The organism is Microbacterium esteraromaticum, from assembly GCF_017303215.1.
GTDB lineage: Bacteria > Actinomycetota > Actinomycetes > Actinomycetales > Microbacteriaceae > Microbacterium > Microbacterium esteraromaticum_C.
Genome location: NZ_JAEMWU010000001.1, coordinates 191,428 through 206,249, shown reverse-complemented (window position 1 = coordinate 206,249; position 14,822 = coordinate 191,428). Strand labels below are relative to the sequence as shown.

The 14,822-nt window shown below is 68.3% G+C and carries 17 protein-coding genes; 3 read left to right on the top strand and 14 right to left on the bottom strand.

Annotated features, from left to right (window positions below):
• Nucleotides 1-48: 48 nt before the first annotated feature.
• The 5 genes from JF543_RS00945 to JF543_RS00925 form a co-directional block, all read right to left on the bottom strand.
• Entirely contained in the window at nucleotides 49-858 is an 810-nt protein-coding gene (locus tag JF543_RS00945) for a Cof-type HAD-IIB family hydrolase (RefSeq protein WP_206822481.1), read from the bottom strand.
• An 8-nt stretch (nucleotides 859-866) separates the two neighbouring features.
• Entirely contained in the window at nucleotides 867-1,709 is an 843-nt protein-coding gene (locus JF543_RS00940) for an exodeoxyribonuclease III (RefSeq protein ID WP_179409744.1), read from the bottom strand.
• Nucleotides 1,710-1,808: 99 nt separating this feature from the next.
• Nucleotides 1,809-2,003: a hypothetical protein gene (locus tag JF543_RS00935; protein ID WP_206821498.1), complete on the bottom strand. Its 195-nt coding sequence runs from the start codon at nucleotides 2,001-2,003 to the stop codon at nucleotides 1,809-1,811.
• 159 nt (nucleotides 2,004-2,162) lie between these two features.
• Nucleotides 2,163-5,612 (bottom strand): S8 family serine peptidase, encoded by a 3,450-nt coding sequence (locus JF543_RS00930; protein ID WP_206822480.1) that lies wholly within the window; start codon nucleotides 5,610-5,612, stop codon nucleotides 2,163-2,165.
• Nucleotides 5,613-5,760: 148 nt separating this feature from the next.
• The gene (locus tag JF543_RS00925) at nucleotides 5,761-6,297 is read right to left on the bottom strand and encodes a YbhB/YbcL family Raf kinase inhibitor-like protein (RefSeq protein ID WP_179409747.1); all 537 of its coding nucleotides are present in this window, start codon (nucleotides 6,295-6,297) and stop codon (nucleotides 5,761-5,763) included.
• 75 nt (nucleotides 6,298-6,372) lie between these two features.
• On the opposite strand from JF543_RS00925, the gene pyrE reads away from it, so the two are divergent.
• On the top strand, nucleotides 6,373-6,933 hold the full coding sequence (pyrE, locus tag JF543_RS00920; RefSeq protein WP_206551014.1) for an orotate phosphoribosyltransferase: 561 nt from the start codon (nucleotides 6,373-6,375) through the stop codon (nucleotides 6,931-6,933).
• A 42-nt stretch (nucleotides 6,934-6,975) separates the two neighbouring features.
• Here the strand turns inward: pyrE and JF543_RS00915 are convergent, their stop codons facing one another.
• Genes JF543_RS00915 through JF543_RS00880 form a run of 8 tightly spaced genes read right to left on the bottom strand, consistent with a single transcriptional unit; the run spans nucleotide 6,976 to nucleotide 11,827 of the window.
• On the bottom strand, nucleotides 6,976-7,140 hold the full coding sequence (locus JF543_RS00915; protein ID WP_179409749.1) for a hypothetical protein: 165 nt from the start codon (nucleotides 7,138-7,140) through the stop codon (nucleotides 6,976-6,978).
• 23 nt (nucleotides 7,141-7,163) lie between these two features.
• Nucleotides 7,164-7,796, bottom strand: coding sequence for a metal-dependent transcriptional regulator (locus JF543_RS00910; RefSeq protein WP_179409750.1), 633 nt, complete (start codon nucleotides 7,794-7,796; stop codon nucleotides 7,164-7,166).
• Nucleotides 7,797-7,799: 3 nt separating this feature from the next.
• On the bottom strand, nucleotides 7,800-8,129 hold the full coding sequence (locus JF543_RS00905; RefSeq protein ID WP_206821501.1) for a hypothetical protein: 330 nt from the start codon (nucleotides 8,127-8,129) through the stop codon (nucleotides 7,800-7,802).
• Nucleotides 8,130-8,165: 36 nt separating this feature from the next.
• On the bottom strand, nucleotides 8,166-8,861 hold the full coding sequence (locus JF543_RS00900) for a cation transporter (RefSeq protein ID WP_179411747.1): 696 nt from the start codon (nucleotides 8,859-8,861) through the stop codon (nucleotides 8,166-8,168).
• Nucleotides 8,858-9,217, bottom strand: coding sequence for a Cd(II)/Pb(II)-sensing metalloregulatory transcriptional regulator CmtR (cmtR, locus tag JF543_RS00895; protein ID WP_179409752.1), 360 nt, complete (start codon nucleotides 9,215-9,217; stop codon nucleotides 8,858-8,860). The genes JF543_RS00900 and cmtR overlap by 4 nt, the downstream gene beginning before the upstream one ends.
• A 50-nt stretch (nucleotides 9,218-9,267) precedes the next feature.
• Nucleotides 9,268-10,134: a metal ABC transporter permease gene (locus JF543_RS00890; protein ID WP_206822479.1), complete on the bottom strand. Its 867-nt coding sequence runs from the start codon at nucleotides 10,132-10,134 to the stop codon at nucleotides 9,268-9,270.
• Nucleotides 10,131-10,886, bottom strand: a complete 756-nt coding sequence (locus JF543_RS00885; protein ID WP_206822478.1) for a metal ABC transporter ATP-binding protein — start codon at nucleotides 10,884-10,886, stop codon at nucleotides 10,131-10,133. The genes JF543_RS00890 and JF543_RS00885 overlap by 4 nt, the downstream gene beginning before the upstream one ends.
• Nucleotides 10,883-11,827, bottom strand: a complete 945-nt coding sequence (locus tag JF543_RS00880; protein ID WP_206822477.1) for a metal ABC transporter solute-binding protein, Zn/Mn family — start codon at nucleotides 11,825-11,827, stop codon at nucleotides 10,883-10,885. Before JF543_RS00880 ends, JF543_RS00885 begins: the two co-directional genes overlap by 4 nt.
• Nucleotides 11,828-11,907: 80 nt before the next feature.
• On the opposite strand from JF543_RS00880, the gene JF543_RS00875 reads away from it, so the two are divergent.
• Nucleotides 11,908-12,534, top strand: a complete 627-nt coding sequence (locus JF543_RS00875; RefSeq protein ID WP_179409756.1) for a TrmH family RNA methyltransferase — start codon at nucleotides 11,908-11,910, stop codon at nucleotides 12,532-12,534.
• Nucleotides 12,535-12,550: 16 nt separating this feature from the next.
• Here JF543_RS00875 and JF543_RS00870 read toward each other — a convergent pair whose 3' ends face one another.
• Nucleotides 12,551-12,796 carry a hypothetical protein gene (locus JF543_RS00870; protein WP_206822476.1) on the bottom strand — a complete coding sequence of 82 codons (246 nt, stop codon included), beginning with the start codon at nucleotides 12,794-12,796 and terminating at the stop codon, nucleotides 12,551-12,553.
• A 183-nt stretch (nucleotides 12,797-12,979) separates the two neighbouring features.
• Here JF543_RS00870 and JF543_RS00865 point away from each other — a divergent pair, with 183 nt between their 5' ends.
• Entirely contained in the window at nucleotides 12,980-14,695 is a 1,716-nt protein-coding gene (locus JF543_RS00865; protein ID WP_206822475.1) for an acyl-CoA dehydrogenase, read from the top strand.
• The last annotated feature ends 127 nt before the right edge of the window (nucleotides 14,696-14,822 follow it).

The window sequence follows — 14,822 nt, the reverse complement described above, 5'->3', positions numbered from 1 at the left end:
CCTTTTGTTAGCGACGTGTACTTACAGTGTCTCACGCCGCCCAGGGCGTCAGATCGCCAGCATCCGCTCGATCACTGTCGCGACGCCGTGCTCGTCATTGGTGACCGAGACCTCGTCGGCCGCCGCGCGCACCACGTCGACAGCGTTGGCGACGGCGACGCCGTGCCCCGCCCACCGCAGCATTTCGAGATCGTTCAACGCATCGCCGAACGCGAGCACGTCATGCTGCTGCACGCCGAGGTGCGCGCACAAGCGGGCGAGGCCGGTCGCCTTGGTCACTCCCTGCGCCATCACCTCGACGAACGGCGCACCCGACAGTGTCGCCTCGAAGCCGGTCATCCCGAGCGCCGTGAGTGCCTCGAACAGCGCACTCGGGGCGAGCTCGGGATGCCGGATCACGAGCTTCAGGCTGGGTGCGGCCAACACCTGGTCGAGGTCGACTCCGCCCATCGTGCGCGGGTCACGCTTGTGATCCGAGAGCGCGGCGACCTCGGCGTAGCCGTGCTGGGCGATGAACGACTCCCCGCCCTCGCGCACACTGGCGAACAGCAGATCGGGGATCGTCTCCCGCAGCGCATCGGCGAGCGTGCGGATCGTCTCGGACGGCAGCTCCTCGGCGAACAGCATCCGCCCCGTCGTCAGGTGCACGCCGAACGCCCCGTTGCCGCACAGCGCCCACTCCTCGAAGCCGGCGTCGCCGGCGAGAGCGCGCAGTCCGATCGGCTGGCGCGCCGTCACCGGCACGACGTGGATGCCCCTGTCTCGGGCCGCATCCAGCGCGCGGCGTGTGCGCGGGCTGACCGATGAATCGGAATCGAGCAGGGTGCCGTCGAGATCGGTGGCGATCAGCCGGGGCATCGTCATCGTCAGGCGAAGATCATCGGCAGGTCGTCGTCGTCCTCGTCGCCCCGGTCGATGTCGACCACCACCGGGACGTGGTCGCTGGGCTGCTCGCCCTTGCGCTCATCGCGATGGATCGACGCGCCGGTCACCGCCTCGGCGAACGTGCGCGACCCGAGCACGAAGTCGATGCGGATGCCCTCATTGCGGGGGAACTTCAGCCGCTGGTAGTCCCAGTACGTGAAGCCCTCGGGGATCAACGGCCGCACCACATCGGTGACACCGGCCTTCTCAAGCGCGAAGAACGCCTCGCGCTCTGCGGGCGAGACGTGGGTCGAGACGCCCTCGACGATCGACGGGTCACCGTTGTCGTGGTCGAACGGAATGATGTTGAAGTCGCCCACCAGCGCGAGCGGCAGGTCGGGGTTGGCGGCCAACTCGGCGGCCGTCGCGGTACGCAGCGCCTCGAGCCAGTGCAGCTTGTACGTGTAGTGCTCATCGCCCAGCGCTCGACCGTTCGGCACGTACAGGCTCCAGACGCGCACACCGTCGACCATGACCCCGAGCGCGCGGGCCTCCAGCGGCGCGTCCGGCCCCTCGTGCCCCTTCGCGAAGCCGGGCTGGCCGGCGAACGAGGTGCGCACATCGGTGATCGGAAGGCGGCTGGCGATGGCCACGCCGTTCCACTGGTTCAGGCCGTGCGCCTCGACGTGGTACCCGGCGGCCTCGAACGGCTCGTAGGGGAACTGCTCGGGCTTGCACTTGATCTCTTGGAAGGCGAGCACGTCGATGTCTTCGCGCACCGCGAAGTCGACGGCGCGCGAGACGCGCGTGCGGATCGAGTTGATGTTCCAGGTGGCCAGACGCATGCATCCAGCCTATTCGGGCCCGCCGACACCCAGTTCCGCCCGGCGGCCGCGGGCAGTGCCGATTCCAGTTGTGCGCCCAGAGCGCCACGACGGCGTCGGCTAGGCGTGCCGTACCCGGTGCCGGGGGTTGCGTGGGCGGTGAGCCACCAGCTCGACGAACCGGGCGAACAGGTGCCTGCGGGTGGGCGGCATTGTGCCGCGTTCGAGTGCGATGCGCCGGTACTCCAGCCGACGGTTCAGATCGGCAGTGCGGCGCTGGTCGATCATCGAGTCGACGTAGATGCTCTCGTTCATGATGTTCTCCTCGTTCGCACCGCTGTCGCGGTGGGTGATGAGAACGACTCTCCGCTCTGAGGGGCGGCCGGCGGATCGACCGAATGCCCTATCTTCGTGCGCAGACGCCTCAGGGGGCGGATGCTGCAGCATCCGCCCCCTGAGTCTTGCGATAGCGGTCTACTCGACGACGATCGGCGTGCGCGCCGTCGGAGTCGTGCGCAGCGCGTCGGACGAGAGGGTGGCCACGGCTCCCCATTCGCCCTTCGCCTGAGCCCGCACCGAGTACTCCAGCGTCACCGTGCCACCCGCGGTCGGAGGCGTCGTGCCGACGGCGTAGCCCTCGTCGGCCGACGGCAGACCGTCGAGCACTGCGGCACTGGTGCCGTTGCGGTTCTCGGCCGCGGTGGCCGCCGCCGTGGCGTCATCGGCCGCGCCGTCCTGTCCATAGGTGAACCACACGCCCTCGGTGGCTCCGGTCTGGAGCCACGTCTGCATGGTGTTGGTCGCATTGCCCGAGTAGGTCGGCACCTCTGCCCAGTCGACGACGATCCAGCTATTGCCGTCGCCGTCGCCGAGAACGCCTACGCGCACGCCTCCGCTGCCGGATGTCTGCGACGGATCGAGATCCGTCCACAGCGGCGCGAGCACGTTGTTCGGCGCAGCCGGGTCGGGCATCGGCCGGGGCTGGTACCAGATATCGGCATCTGTACCGCCGCCGATCACGAGGTACCCGTTCGACACCACACCGATGCGGCTATAGGTCTCGCCGCCGAAGAGGAACGGGGGAACGTTGAAGTTCACGATGTCCTCGTCGCCGATACCGACCGGGCTGATGCCGAAGAGCGACAGCGGCAGGTAGCCGTCGCCCGGACCGAGATCAGCAGTGAACCCGGTGATCTGCGGCGCCACGGCGGCGCCGAGCGTACCGCTCCAGCTGGCCGTGTTGCCCTTCTTGCGCAGCGGGTCCTCAACCGACTCGACCTTCAGCTTGCCGTCCGCGGCCACCTCGATCGTGGCATCGACCTCGACCGGCAGGAAGTTCGACGCGGTCACCGTGCAATCGGCCACCTCGCGCGGGCTGAGCGTCGTCGGCGTGCAACTCTGCGTCAGGTTGATACCGGCATCGACGGCATTCGCGGCAACCGGGATCACCAGCGCATCGCCCTTGCGCGGCGTGAGAGTCACCTGACCCTCATGCCACCCGTCCGAGGCGCCGATCGTGTTGATCGTGACCGTGATCTCGCGCGACTGCCCGCTCGGGATCGTCAGCGTCTTCGGTGAGACCGTGATGTCGAACTCACCATCGGTGCTGGCCGCGGTGCGGAAGACCTGCGTCTGCCCGCTCACGTTCGTCACCGTACGGGTCGTCGTCACCGCGCCCGGCAGCGGATCGGCGTTGATGCTCGGCAGGTTCAGATCGATGCGGGTCTTGGCATCCGCGGCGCTCGCCGCGAAGGCCTCGGCCGACTCGCTGATCGTCGCCAGCGGCGCGATGGCGCGGTCCGCGCGGATCGAGCCGGCGCCGCGGTCGAACACACCGGCATCCGAACCGTCCACGTTGACCACGTCCTGCACCGACGACGTCATCAGCGCCGACTTGATCTGCCCTGGCGTCCAATCGGGGTGCGCGGCCACGAGCAGCGCCGAGACGCCCGCCGCGTGCGGTGCCGACATCGAGGTGCCGGCGATCGCCTGGTACAGCTCGCCCGTGGGCCCACCGTCGATGCCGATCGGCGTCGGCGTGTGCCCGGCGATCACCTGCACGCCCGGTGCGGTGATGTCGGGCTTGAGGAACGGGCCGATCGGTCCGCGCGAGCTGAAGCCGGCCATCACGTCACCCGGGGCGACGTTCGCGGTCCCCTGCGCCCACGTGGCGGTGACGCCGGCGTGCTCGCTGATGAACGACACGATGTCGTCGTTGGGGCCCTCCAACTGGATCGCCGGCAAGAAGTGGTTGTCGGTCTGCAGATCCATCGGCTCGGGGTTCGCCAGGATCATTCCCGCCGCACCGCCCTGCAGCACGTTGTAGCCCTTCGCGATGCGACCGACCTCGCCGCGCATGCACAGCACGACCTGGTCGGTGACCGAGTCGGCCGGCATCGGTTCGGTGCACAGCTCATCGTTGTAGCCCGCGACATCGGCGGCCAGCACGACCGGTACATCGCTCACACCCTGCGTGATCGTCGTGCCCTCCTTGACGAGGGTCTCGCCGTCGGTCGAGGCCAGCACCAGAGCCGAACCGAACGCGCGGTCGGAGGTCGAGGCGCCGACCGTGGTCGTCCACGGGCTGGCGTGGTTGGCCGTCGCCGCTCCCGGTCCCGAGTTGCCGGCCGAGGAGTTGACGGCAATACCCGCCGCGAACGCGTCGAGGAACGCCAGCTCCGTCGAGTCGTACGGGTCGGCGCTGCCGCTGATCGAGTAGTTGATCACGTCGACACCGTCGAGCACGGCCTGACCGATCGAGGCGACCAGGTCGCCCTCGTAGCCACCGGCCGGACCGAGCGCGCGGTACGCGATGACCGAGGCGCCGGGGGCGACGCCACTGAACGGTCCGCGTTCGATGCCCAGGATCTCGGCCGACTCGACGTTGGCACCCACCGCGGTGGTCGCCGTGTGCGTGCCATGGCCCTCAGCGTCACGCGCCGAGCACAGCGTGCCGTCGCAGTACGCGTCGGCGCCGGCCGCGCCCGAGGTGGACTGGTAGACGTCGAGCATGGCGTAGGCGCCGATGAGCTTGTTGTTGCAGTCGAACTCGTCGCCGACCGTGCCGTCGCCGAACTCGCACGCCCAGGGCCCGCCGTCCGGCGCACCCAGGCCGTTGTCGATCAGCATCGGATGCTCGGGCCAGATGCCCGTGTCGATCACGCCGACGATCACGCCCTCGCCGGCGCGATCGCGACCACCCAGGCTCGGCCATACGGCGTCGGCGCCGATGAACGTCGTCGCGTCGTTGTCGGCAGCCGGGGTTGTCTCGGGCAGTTCGGCAGCATCCGCCAAGTCCGAGGTGACCGTCAACGGAACCGAGATCGTCCCCGTCGTGAGCGATGATGCATCGACCGAGCCAGTCGTCTGACGCAGTTCATTGGACTGCACCGCGGCGATCGACCCCAGCGTCAGCACGTCCTTGGCGCTCTTGGCGGGGATCATGGCCGAGAAGCCGCCGTACACCGTCACATAGTCCGAGATCAGCGTTGCCGAGCCGATCAGCCCCGTGACTTCTTTCTTCGCATCGGCGATGGCCTTGGTGACGTACTCGGTGTAGGCGTCGATGGCGGCGCTGCCCTCGGCGATCGGAACACCGGTGACCTCGGGGCTCGTCGCGGCGTAGCCGTCGATCGAGCCGGTGTACGAGGCGACGGGGTCGACGTCGACCTTCACCATGACGGCGACCTGGTCGGCATCCGAGCGCTTGAGAAGCTCGTCGTCGTTGGTGGCCAGGCGACCAGAGGCGGACTTGGCGTTGTTGCTGAAGCTGTTGTCCGGTGTCAACGGCGTCGCGCTGAAGCGTCCCGTGTCGTCGTCGCCATCCTCTGCGACGGCCGGGGCGACGCCACCGGCCATCAGAAGGGCGGTCGTCGCCGCGGCCACCGCCCAGATCCGATTACTTCGTCCGTTCGAACTGCGCATTTCACTCCCTTGTGAGGCTGCTGTGGCGAGCCCCGGTCGGGTTCGTCACGTTCGCCCCGAACGGTATAGGGAGAGACGGTGGATGCGCTACGGCTTGTCGCGTCCGCTCGAGCGCCGATAGACTGCGCCGTTCAGCGGAGGCGCATGTTCAGCGCTCGGCGGGGTCGCCCGTGCCGATCAGGATGCCGCGGGCCAGCGTGTGGAAGTGACGGTTGAAGCCGAGCACGCCCGGTGTCGAACCCGCCTCGAGGTCGAGGTGCTCGACATCGAGGGCATCCACCACGAAGAAGTAGCGGTGCACACCGGTGCCGACCGGTGGAGCGGCGCCGATGTAGCGCTCCAGGCGCGCTTCGTTAGGCAGCACGACGGCGCCGGCGGGCAGACTCTGCGCCGTGCCGTCGCCGCTCTCGAGCGAGCGCAGATCGGCGGGCAGGTTGTATGCCGCCCAGTGCCAGAAGCCCGAACCGGTCGGGGCGTCCGGGTCGAAGCACGAGATGGCGAAGCTGAGGGTGCCGGCCGGCGGCTGCGACCACTCCAACGTCGGATGCCGGTCTTCGCCGGCGCGCTCCGATGACCAGGCGAAACCGGGCAGCGCCCCGCCGGGCGCGAAGTCCGGACTGTGCAGCTCGAGCGGCGCGACGGGGCGCAGCTCGGCGAGGGCGGCGTAGGGGTCGTACGAGAACATGTGTGGCCTCCTTCTTCCACCGTAGGACAGCATCCGGCATCCGGGATCGGGCGCACGCCGAATAGACTGGATGCCGTGACCGAACTCGCATCCGACCGCCAGGCCCTGCTCGATCTGATCACGGCCGAGGCCGTTTTCCACGGTGACTTCACGCTCTCCAGTGGCAAGAAGGCGACGTACTACGTCGACATGCGCAAGCTCACCCTCGACCACCGGGCCGCTCCCGCCATCGGTCGAATCATGCTCGACCTCATCGCCGACCTCGACGTCGAGGCGGTCGGCGGGCTCACGCTCGGTGCCGATCCGATCGCGAACTCGGTGATGCACGCCTCGGTGGCCACCGAACGTCCGCTCGACGCGTTCGTCGTGCGCAAGGAGCCCAAGGACCACGGCCGCGGTCGTCAGATCGAGGGCGCCGATGTTGCCGGTAAGCGCGTCGTGGTGCTCGAAGACACCTCCACCACGGGTCAGTCGGCGCTGAAGGCCGTTGAGGTTCTGCGCCGCGAGGGTGCCGAGGTCGTCGCGGTCGCCGTGATCGTCGATCGCAAGACCGGCGCGCAGGCCGCCATCGAGGCCGAGGGTCTGCAGTGGCTGGCCGCCTACGACCTGGACGACCTGGGGCTCGACCCGCAGTAGCCCGCGCCGCGGTGGCGCGTGCCGCCTCGCGATCGGATGCTGTCAGCTGCGGGGCCCGCGGTGACGGTCGTCGTCATCCCAGGGGCCCTCGTACCACTCGCCGCGGTTGTCGCGCTTGTCGCGGCGCAGCAGACGGAACGAGAACAGCGCGAGCGTGGTCAGCCCGATGCTGATCAGCACCAGGAACAGCAGGTCGTCCTGAGTCATGTGGGTCAGCCTACGTTCCGTGCCTATGCGCTCAGCCAGATCGCCTCTGCCGCGCCCTCGGGCAGGGCATGGCGGATGCCGTCGAGCACGATCCCATCGGCATCAACGCTGGCCACTGCGCCGACGGCGACGCCGATCCCCTCGAGCCGCTGCAACAGATCGGGGTCGCGGTCGCTGACCCGCAACACCCGACCGCGGTGCCCGGCGGGTGCGTCGGCGAGCAGCACGAAGGGTTCGCGGTCGACGTTCCCTTCAGCATCCGGGATCGCATCGCCGTGCGGATCGAACCGCGGGCGACCGAGGCGCTGATCGATGGCATCCAGCATCCGATCACTGATCGTGTGCTCAAGCACCTCGGCTTCGTCGTGCACCTCATGCCAGGCGTAGTCGAACTCGCGCACGAGCCACGTCTCGATCAGCCGATGGCGGCGCAGCATCTGCAGGGCGCGGGCGCGTCCGGCATCCGTCAGTCGTACCGCGCCGTACGGAACGTGCGAGACGAGGTCGGCCGCGGCCAGCTTCTTGACCATCTCGGTCACGCTCGACGGGGCGATGCCCAGTTTCGCCGCCAGTTGCGAGGGCGTGATCGGCGCATCCTGCCACTCGGTGTGCGAGTAGACGGTCTTCAGGTAGTCGTCGTACGCGGGGGATGCCATGGCTCAGCCGCCCAGTGCCGCCAACAGGCGGAACGCCTCGCCGCCGGCGAAGAACAGAATGGCGAAGCCGGCCATCGCGGCCAGCAGTGACAGGCGGCCGTCGTAGTCCTCGACGCCGCGGGTGCCGATTGCGCGGGCGCGGAACGCGAGGAACAGTGTCATCGCGCCGAGAGCCAACTGCACCCAGGGGCCACCGGCCGGCAGCAGGTGAGGCCAGGCGATCAGCACGACACCGAGTGCCCCGGCGCCCAGCGCGAACCAGGTGCTCAGACGCATCGCCCGGCGGGCCTCGGAATCGTCGCGCGACGGCTTGTTGGATCGTGCTGAGGGCATACGTCGAGCCTACTCAACCGCTGCACGGGCGAAGCGTCAGGCAGTGGCATTCGTCCGACAGCAGCTGTCCTCGCACGTGTCGGTCTGCTGTTCGCCCGTGAGGGCTGCGACGGGGGTAGCGCAGCACACATCGCCCTTCCACGCCTCGACGCCCTCGCGGACTGCGAACACGGCGATCACCAATGCCGCCACGGAGTCCGCCCACGCCCAACCCAGCAGGCTGTTCAGCAGCAGGCCGACGAGCAACGCCGCCGACAGATACGTGCAGATCAGTGTCTGTTTCGAGTCGGCGACGGCGGAAGCCGAACCCAGCTCGCGCCCCGTGCGCCGTTCAAACCAGCTCAGGAAAGGCATCACCGCCAGGCTTAGAGCCGCGATTGCGATACCGACTGGCGAATGCTCGGGTTCGCGCAGACCGAGCAACGACAGTGCGGCATCGATCGTCACATACACGGCGAGGGCGAAGAACGACACCGCGATCACGCGAAGTGCGATCTTCTCTCGCCTCTCCGGGGCGGGGGCTGCGAACTGCCATGCAACTGCCGCGGCAGAAAGCACCTCGACGATTGAGTCGAGTCCGAATCCGACGAGCGCCGCCGATGATGCAATGCCGCCTGCGGTCAGCGCCACGATCGCTTCGATGACGTTCCAGGTGATGGTGATCGCGACGATGATCCTGATGCGGCGGCGGAGGAGGTCTCTGCGCTCTGGCGCCAGGGTGGCCGCAGTCATCGGAGCTCCCCCGTCGAGCAGCAGCCGGGGACTGGGCATTCGGGGTCGATACACGGTGCGCTCTCGTCGACCGACAGCGTCACGTCAACGAGCGCGGCGAGCGCTGCCACGAGATGCGGGTCCGCTATCGCGTAGCGATTCTGCCGCCCTTCCTTCTCGGTCACGACGATTCCGCAGTCGCGCAGGCAGGCCAGGTGGTTCGAGACATTCGAGGGCGTCAGCTCGAGGTTGCGTGACAGCACCGCCGGATAGTTCGGCCCGTCCAGCAGGGTCAGCAGGATTCGGGAGCGGGTCGGATCCGCCATGGCGCGGCCGAGCCGGTTCATGACATCCAGTCGCGAGGCAAGTACACGCATATGACTTATTGTACAGCGAGCGCTGAATAGTTTGATCCCCGCGGAACGAGTCACTCCGCGAAGGTCGCCACCCTCCGACGTTGGACATACCGGCCGATCACTCCCTGCCTCGGGCTGAACAGATAGACGAGCGCGAACACCGCCCCCTGAACCAGCACGACCAGGCCGCCGGGCGAGGCGTCCAGCCAGTAGCTGAGGTAGATGCCGATGACCGAGGCTGAGGCTGACAGGATCGGGGCGATCAGCAGCATCGTGCCGAACCGGTCGGTCAGCAGATGAGCGGTGGCGCCGGGGATGATCAGCATCGCCACGACCAGGATCACACCGACCACCTGCAGGGCGACGACCGCGGTGAGGGCGAGCATGCCCAGCAGCAGGGCCCCGAGCAGGCGGGGTGACAGCCCGATCGCGAACGCGTGCGCGGGGTCGAAAGCGAACAGGGTCAGATCGCGGCGCTTGAGCATAAGCACGACGAACGCGATCGCCGCGAGCGCGCCCACCTGCACGAGGTCATCCGCCGAGACGCCGAGAATGTTGCCGAAGATGATGTGGTTCAAGTCGGTCTGACTCGGTGTGACCGAGATCAGCACCAACCCGAGGGCGAACAGGGTGGTGAAGACGATGCCGATCGCGGCGTCCTCCTTGACGCGACTGGTGCCGCGCAGCAGTCCGATCAGGCCGACGGCGAGGAATCCGAACACCAGCGCCCCGAGGGCGAACGGCGCCCCCACGATGTAGGCGAGCACGACACCGGGCAGGACGGCGTGCGAGACCGCATCGCCCATCAGCGACCAGCCGATCAGTACCAGCCAGCACGACAGGATCGCGCACACGATGGCGGCGATCACCGTGGTGGCCAGGGCGCGCACCATGAACTCGTACTGCAAGGGCTCCAGCAGCAGGTCGATCGGGGTCATGAGTCGTCCCTTTCCAACACGTCGAGGCCGAAGGCGCTCGCGAGGTTCTGCGGCGCGAGAGCCGTGCGCACGTCGCCGTGGAAGATCACTCGGTGGCGCAGCAGGACCGCCTCGTCGGCCAGCGCAGGTAGAGCATGCAGATCGTGCGTCGACACCAGTACCGTGCGCCCTTCGGCTGCGACATCGCGCAGCAGGCGCACGATCATGGCCTCGGAGCGCTTGTCGACGCCGGCGAACGGTTCGTCGAGCAGCAGGATGTCGGCGCCCTGCGCAAGTCCGCGCGCCACGAACGCGCGCTTGCGCTGCCCACCCGAGAGTCGACCGATCTGGCGGTCGGCGAGATCCGCCAGCTCGACGCGGTCGACCGCCTCGTCGACCGCCACGTGGTCGACGCGCCTCGGCCGACGCGTGAGTCCGAGCCCGCCGTAGCGCCCCATCATGACGACATCGCGCACCGACACCGGAAAGGCCCAATCGACCTCCTCGCTCTGCGGGATGTATCCGATCAGGCGCCGCCGCCGCGCCTCGGCGGGGGTGCGTCCGCCGACGCGCACCGTTCCGTGCGAGGGGCGGATGCTCCCCGTGAGCGTCTTGAACAGCGTGGACTTGCCAGCCCCGTTCATGCCCACCAGGCCCGTCACGCGTCCGGCCGGGATCGTCAGAGAGACGTCGTCGAGGGCGCGCACGTCGCCGTAGCGCACCGACACACCGTGCACCGCGATCGCGGTTTCTTCGGCGGGAACGGCGCTCATGGCGTGTCACCGCGCAGTGCCGTGGTGATCGTGTCGACATCGTGCCGCAGCAGGTCGAGGTAGGTCGGCACCGGCCCATCGGGTTCGGAGAGCGAATCGACGTAGAGGACGCCCCCGAACGTGGCATCCGTCGCCTCGACCACCTGCTGCATCGGCTTGTCAGACACGGTCGACTCGCAGAACACGGCGGGAACGTCATCGCGTCGCACTGCCTCGATCGCCGCGGTGATCTGCTGCGGCGTCGCCTGCTGTTCGGCGTTGACGGGCCAGATGTAGATCTCGGTGAGGCCGGCGTCGCGCGCGAGGTACGAGAAAGCGCCCTCGCACGTGACCAGCGCCCGCTGCTGCTCGGGAATGGTCTGCAGCTCGGTGACCAGCTGATCGTGCACCTGCTGCAGCTCGCTCTTGTAGGCCTCGCCGTTCGCGGTGAAGTCGGCCGCATGCTCGGGTGAGAGGTCGCTGAAGGCCTCGACCATGTTGTCGACATAGATCTGCACGTTGAGTGGGCTCATCCAGGCGTGCGGATTGGGCTTGCCGGCGTACGCGTCGGCGGCGATGTCGATCGGCTCGATACCGTCCGAGACGACCACGTGCGGCACGTCGACGTTGTCGACGAACTGCGCGAACCAGGCCTCCAGGCCCAACCCGTTGTCGATGATGAGGCCGACGTCAGATGCCTTCGCGACGTCACGCGGAGTGGGTTCGTAGCCGTGGATCTCGGCCCCGATCTTGGTGATCGATTCGACCGCGAGATGGTCACCGGCGACGTTCTGTGCGATATCGGCGAGCACGGTGAACGTCGTCAGCACGGTCGGTCGCTCATCGGCAGGCTCTTGCCCTGCGGGGGCGCCGGAGTCGGGGGCGCACGCGGACAGTGTCACGGCGAGTACCAGGGCGGCACCTGTGGCGCCCGCGCGGAGGAGGGAACTGGTTTTAGGCACACCGAAAGATTAGCCGGTTTTCGGTGCACCTAAAAGCCCGCGCCGTTCGGTGATGCGCGTGCGCCGGATACGCTGACGGGATGGACGAGCAGACCCCCGAGCACACCACACACGGGGTCGGCCCCTATCCCGGCGGGCGCGAGGCCTGGCCCACCGAAGAGCACTTCGACCCGGAGCTGCTCGAGAACGGCGACACCCGCAATGTGATCGACCGTTACCGCTACTGGCGCATGGAGGCGATCGTCGCCGACCTCGACACCAAGCGCCACGCGTTCCACGTCGCGATCGAGAACTGGCAGCACGATATGAACATCGGCTCGATCGTGCGCAGCGCTAACGCGTTCCTCGCCGACACCGTGCACATCATCGGCCGTCGCCGCTGGAACAAGCGCGGCGCGATGGTCACCGACCGATACCAGCATGTCGTCCACCATCCGGATGTGGCGTCATTCGCCGACTGGGCGGCCGCCGAAGGCATCCCGATCCTCGCCGTCGACAATGTCGGCGAGGCCGTTCCGGTCGACAAAGCTGAACTGCCCGAGCGGTGCGTGCTGCTGTTCGGGCAGGAGGGGCCGGGGCTCTCGGATGAGGCGCTCGCGGCAGCATCCGCGCACATCGAGATCACGCAGTACGGATCGACGCGCTCGATCAACGCCAGCGCGGCCGGTGCGGTCGTGATGTACGAATGGTGCCGGCGGTACGCCTGAACTGCATGAGACGCGGTCAGTCGCGCTGGATGCCGAAGGTGTGCTTCATCAGGGCGTTGACGTCGTTGTCGAGTCGGTCGATGCGCTGATGCACCCCGTCAAACCCGGATCGTATCTCGGTGCGTACAGAGCCGATCTCGGTGCGGACCGAGCCGATCTCGGTGCGTACGACGCGCACGAACATCGTCGACATGAGCGTCAGCATGCCGAACAGCCCGGCGGCGAACACGCCGATCAGCGTCCAGACCTGGGGTTCCGTCATCGTCAGCACCTCTCCATCATCACCCGTTTCGATCGAGGATGCCAGGGGTCGCCGACCTCGGAGTCCCGAAGGCTCACCGTCTGGGGAAAACGGTCGCAATCGGCGGAATGTGTAGGGCGTCACTAGCCGCTGAGACGCAGTCTCGCGTACACTGACTCTCAGTCTCAGTGATTGGAGTGCACGATGGCATCCGACTACACCCCGCCGGTCGACGACTACGCCTTCCTCTTCGGAGAGGCCTTCGGGCTCGACCTGCCCGCACGCGCGACCGACGGCGCCTTCAGCGCCGATGACGCCGCCGAGATCATCGCGGGCGCCGGTGAGTTCGCCGCATCCGTGCTCGCGCCCCTCGAGACCGTCGGAGACCGCGAAGGCGCGCGCCTCGAAGATGGCCAGGTGACCCTCCCGGCCGGATTCGCCGAGGCGTACCGCGCGTTCGTCGACGCCGGGTGGATCACCGCCGAAGCGCCCGAGTCTGCCGGCGGCGACGGGCTGCCCGGATCGATCCGCGCAGGGCTCGGCGAACTGTGGAACGGCTCCAACGCCGCCTTCGCACTGTGCTGGCTGCTGACAGCGGGTCAGATCCATGCGCTTGACGCCGTGGCATCCGATGAGATCCGCGCCACGTACCTCACCAAGCTCGTCTCGGGTGAGTGGACCGGCACGATGAACCTCACCGAACCCGACGCCGGTACCGACCTGGGCGCGATCCGCACCATGGCGACGCCGCGCGCCGACGGCTCGTGGGGCATCAGCGGGCAGAAGATCTTCATCACCTGGGGCGACCACGACGTCGCCGAGAACATCGTGCACCTCGTGCTCGCCCGCACCCCGGACGCCCCCGCGGGCGCCAAGGGTCTGTCGCTGTTCGTCGTGCCGAAGTTCCTGCCCGAGGCCGATGGCACGCCGGGCGCCCGCAACACCGTCACGACAGTCGCGCTCGAGCACAAGCTCGGCATCCACGGCAGCCCCACCTGCGTGCTCGCGTACGAGGACGCCACCGGGTACCTCGTGGGTGAGGTCGGCGGGGGACTGGCCGGCATGTTCGTGATGATGAACTCCGCTCGCGCCGGCATGGGCTTCCAGGCCACCGGCATCTCGGACCGCGCCTACCAGCAGGCCGTCGCCTACGCCGAGGACCGCCTGCAGGGCGCCGTGATGGACCGACCGGCGGGCACGAAGATCGCCGAGCACCCCGACGTGCGGCGCCTGCTGCTGTCGATGCAGAGCCGCATCTTCGCGATGCGCGCCCTGGGCGTGTACCTCGGTGACCTGTTCGACCGTGCCGAGACCGATGGCACCGGCGCTCTCGCCGAGTTCCTCGTGCCGATCCTGAAGGGCTGGGCCACTGAGGATGCCGTGGCGATCACCAGCGACGCAATCCAGGTGCACGGCGGCATGGGCTTCATCGAAGAGACCGGCGTCGCCCAGCACTACCGGGATGCCCGCATCATGCCCATCTACGAGGGCACGACGGCGATCCAGTCGAACGACCTGATCGGTCGCAAGCTGATCCGCAACGGTGGAGCGACCGCCGAAGCGCTGTTCGCCGAGATGGCCGCGACCGTCGAGACACTGCGTGGTCTGGGCGACCCGGTCGCGACGCGCACGGCCGACCGCCTCGACCGCGCGATCGCCGCGGCGCGTGCTGCTACGGGCTCGCTGCTCGGCTTCGGCATGACGCGAGACTCCTACGGCGTCAGCGTGCCGTATCTGATGCTGCTGGGCACCCTCGCCGGCGGATGGATGCACGCGCTCGCGGTCGTCGCCGTGCTCGCGCACGAGACAGCGGATGCCACCGACCGGGCCCGCCTGGTCAGCGCCGACTTCTACGGCGCACACCACCTGCCGCGCGTGCACATGCTGGCCGAGACGGTCGCCGCGGGCGAGGTCGCCTGACTCCCGCCCCGCTCCCGCTCCCGGCGCTGCCTCCCGCTCCCCGCCCGCCGACACCCCTACTTCTCGCCGAGACCCCTACCTGCGGACGCCCACAGCTAGGGGTCTCGGCGCAAGGTGGGGGTGTCGG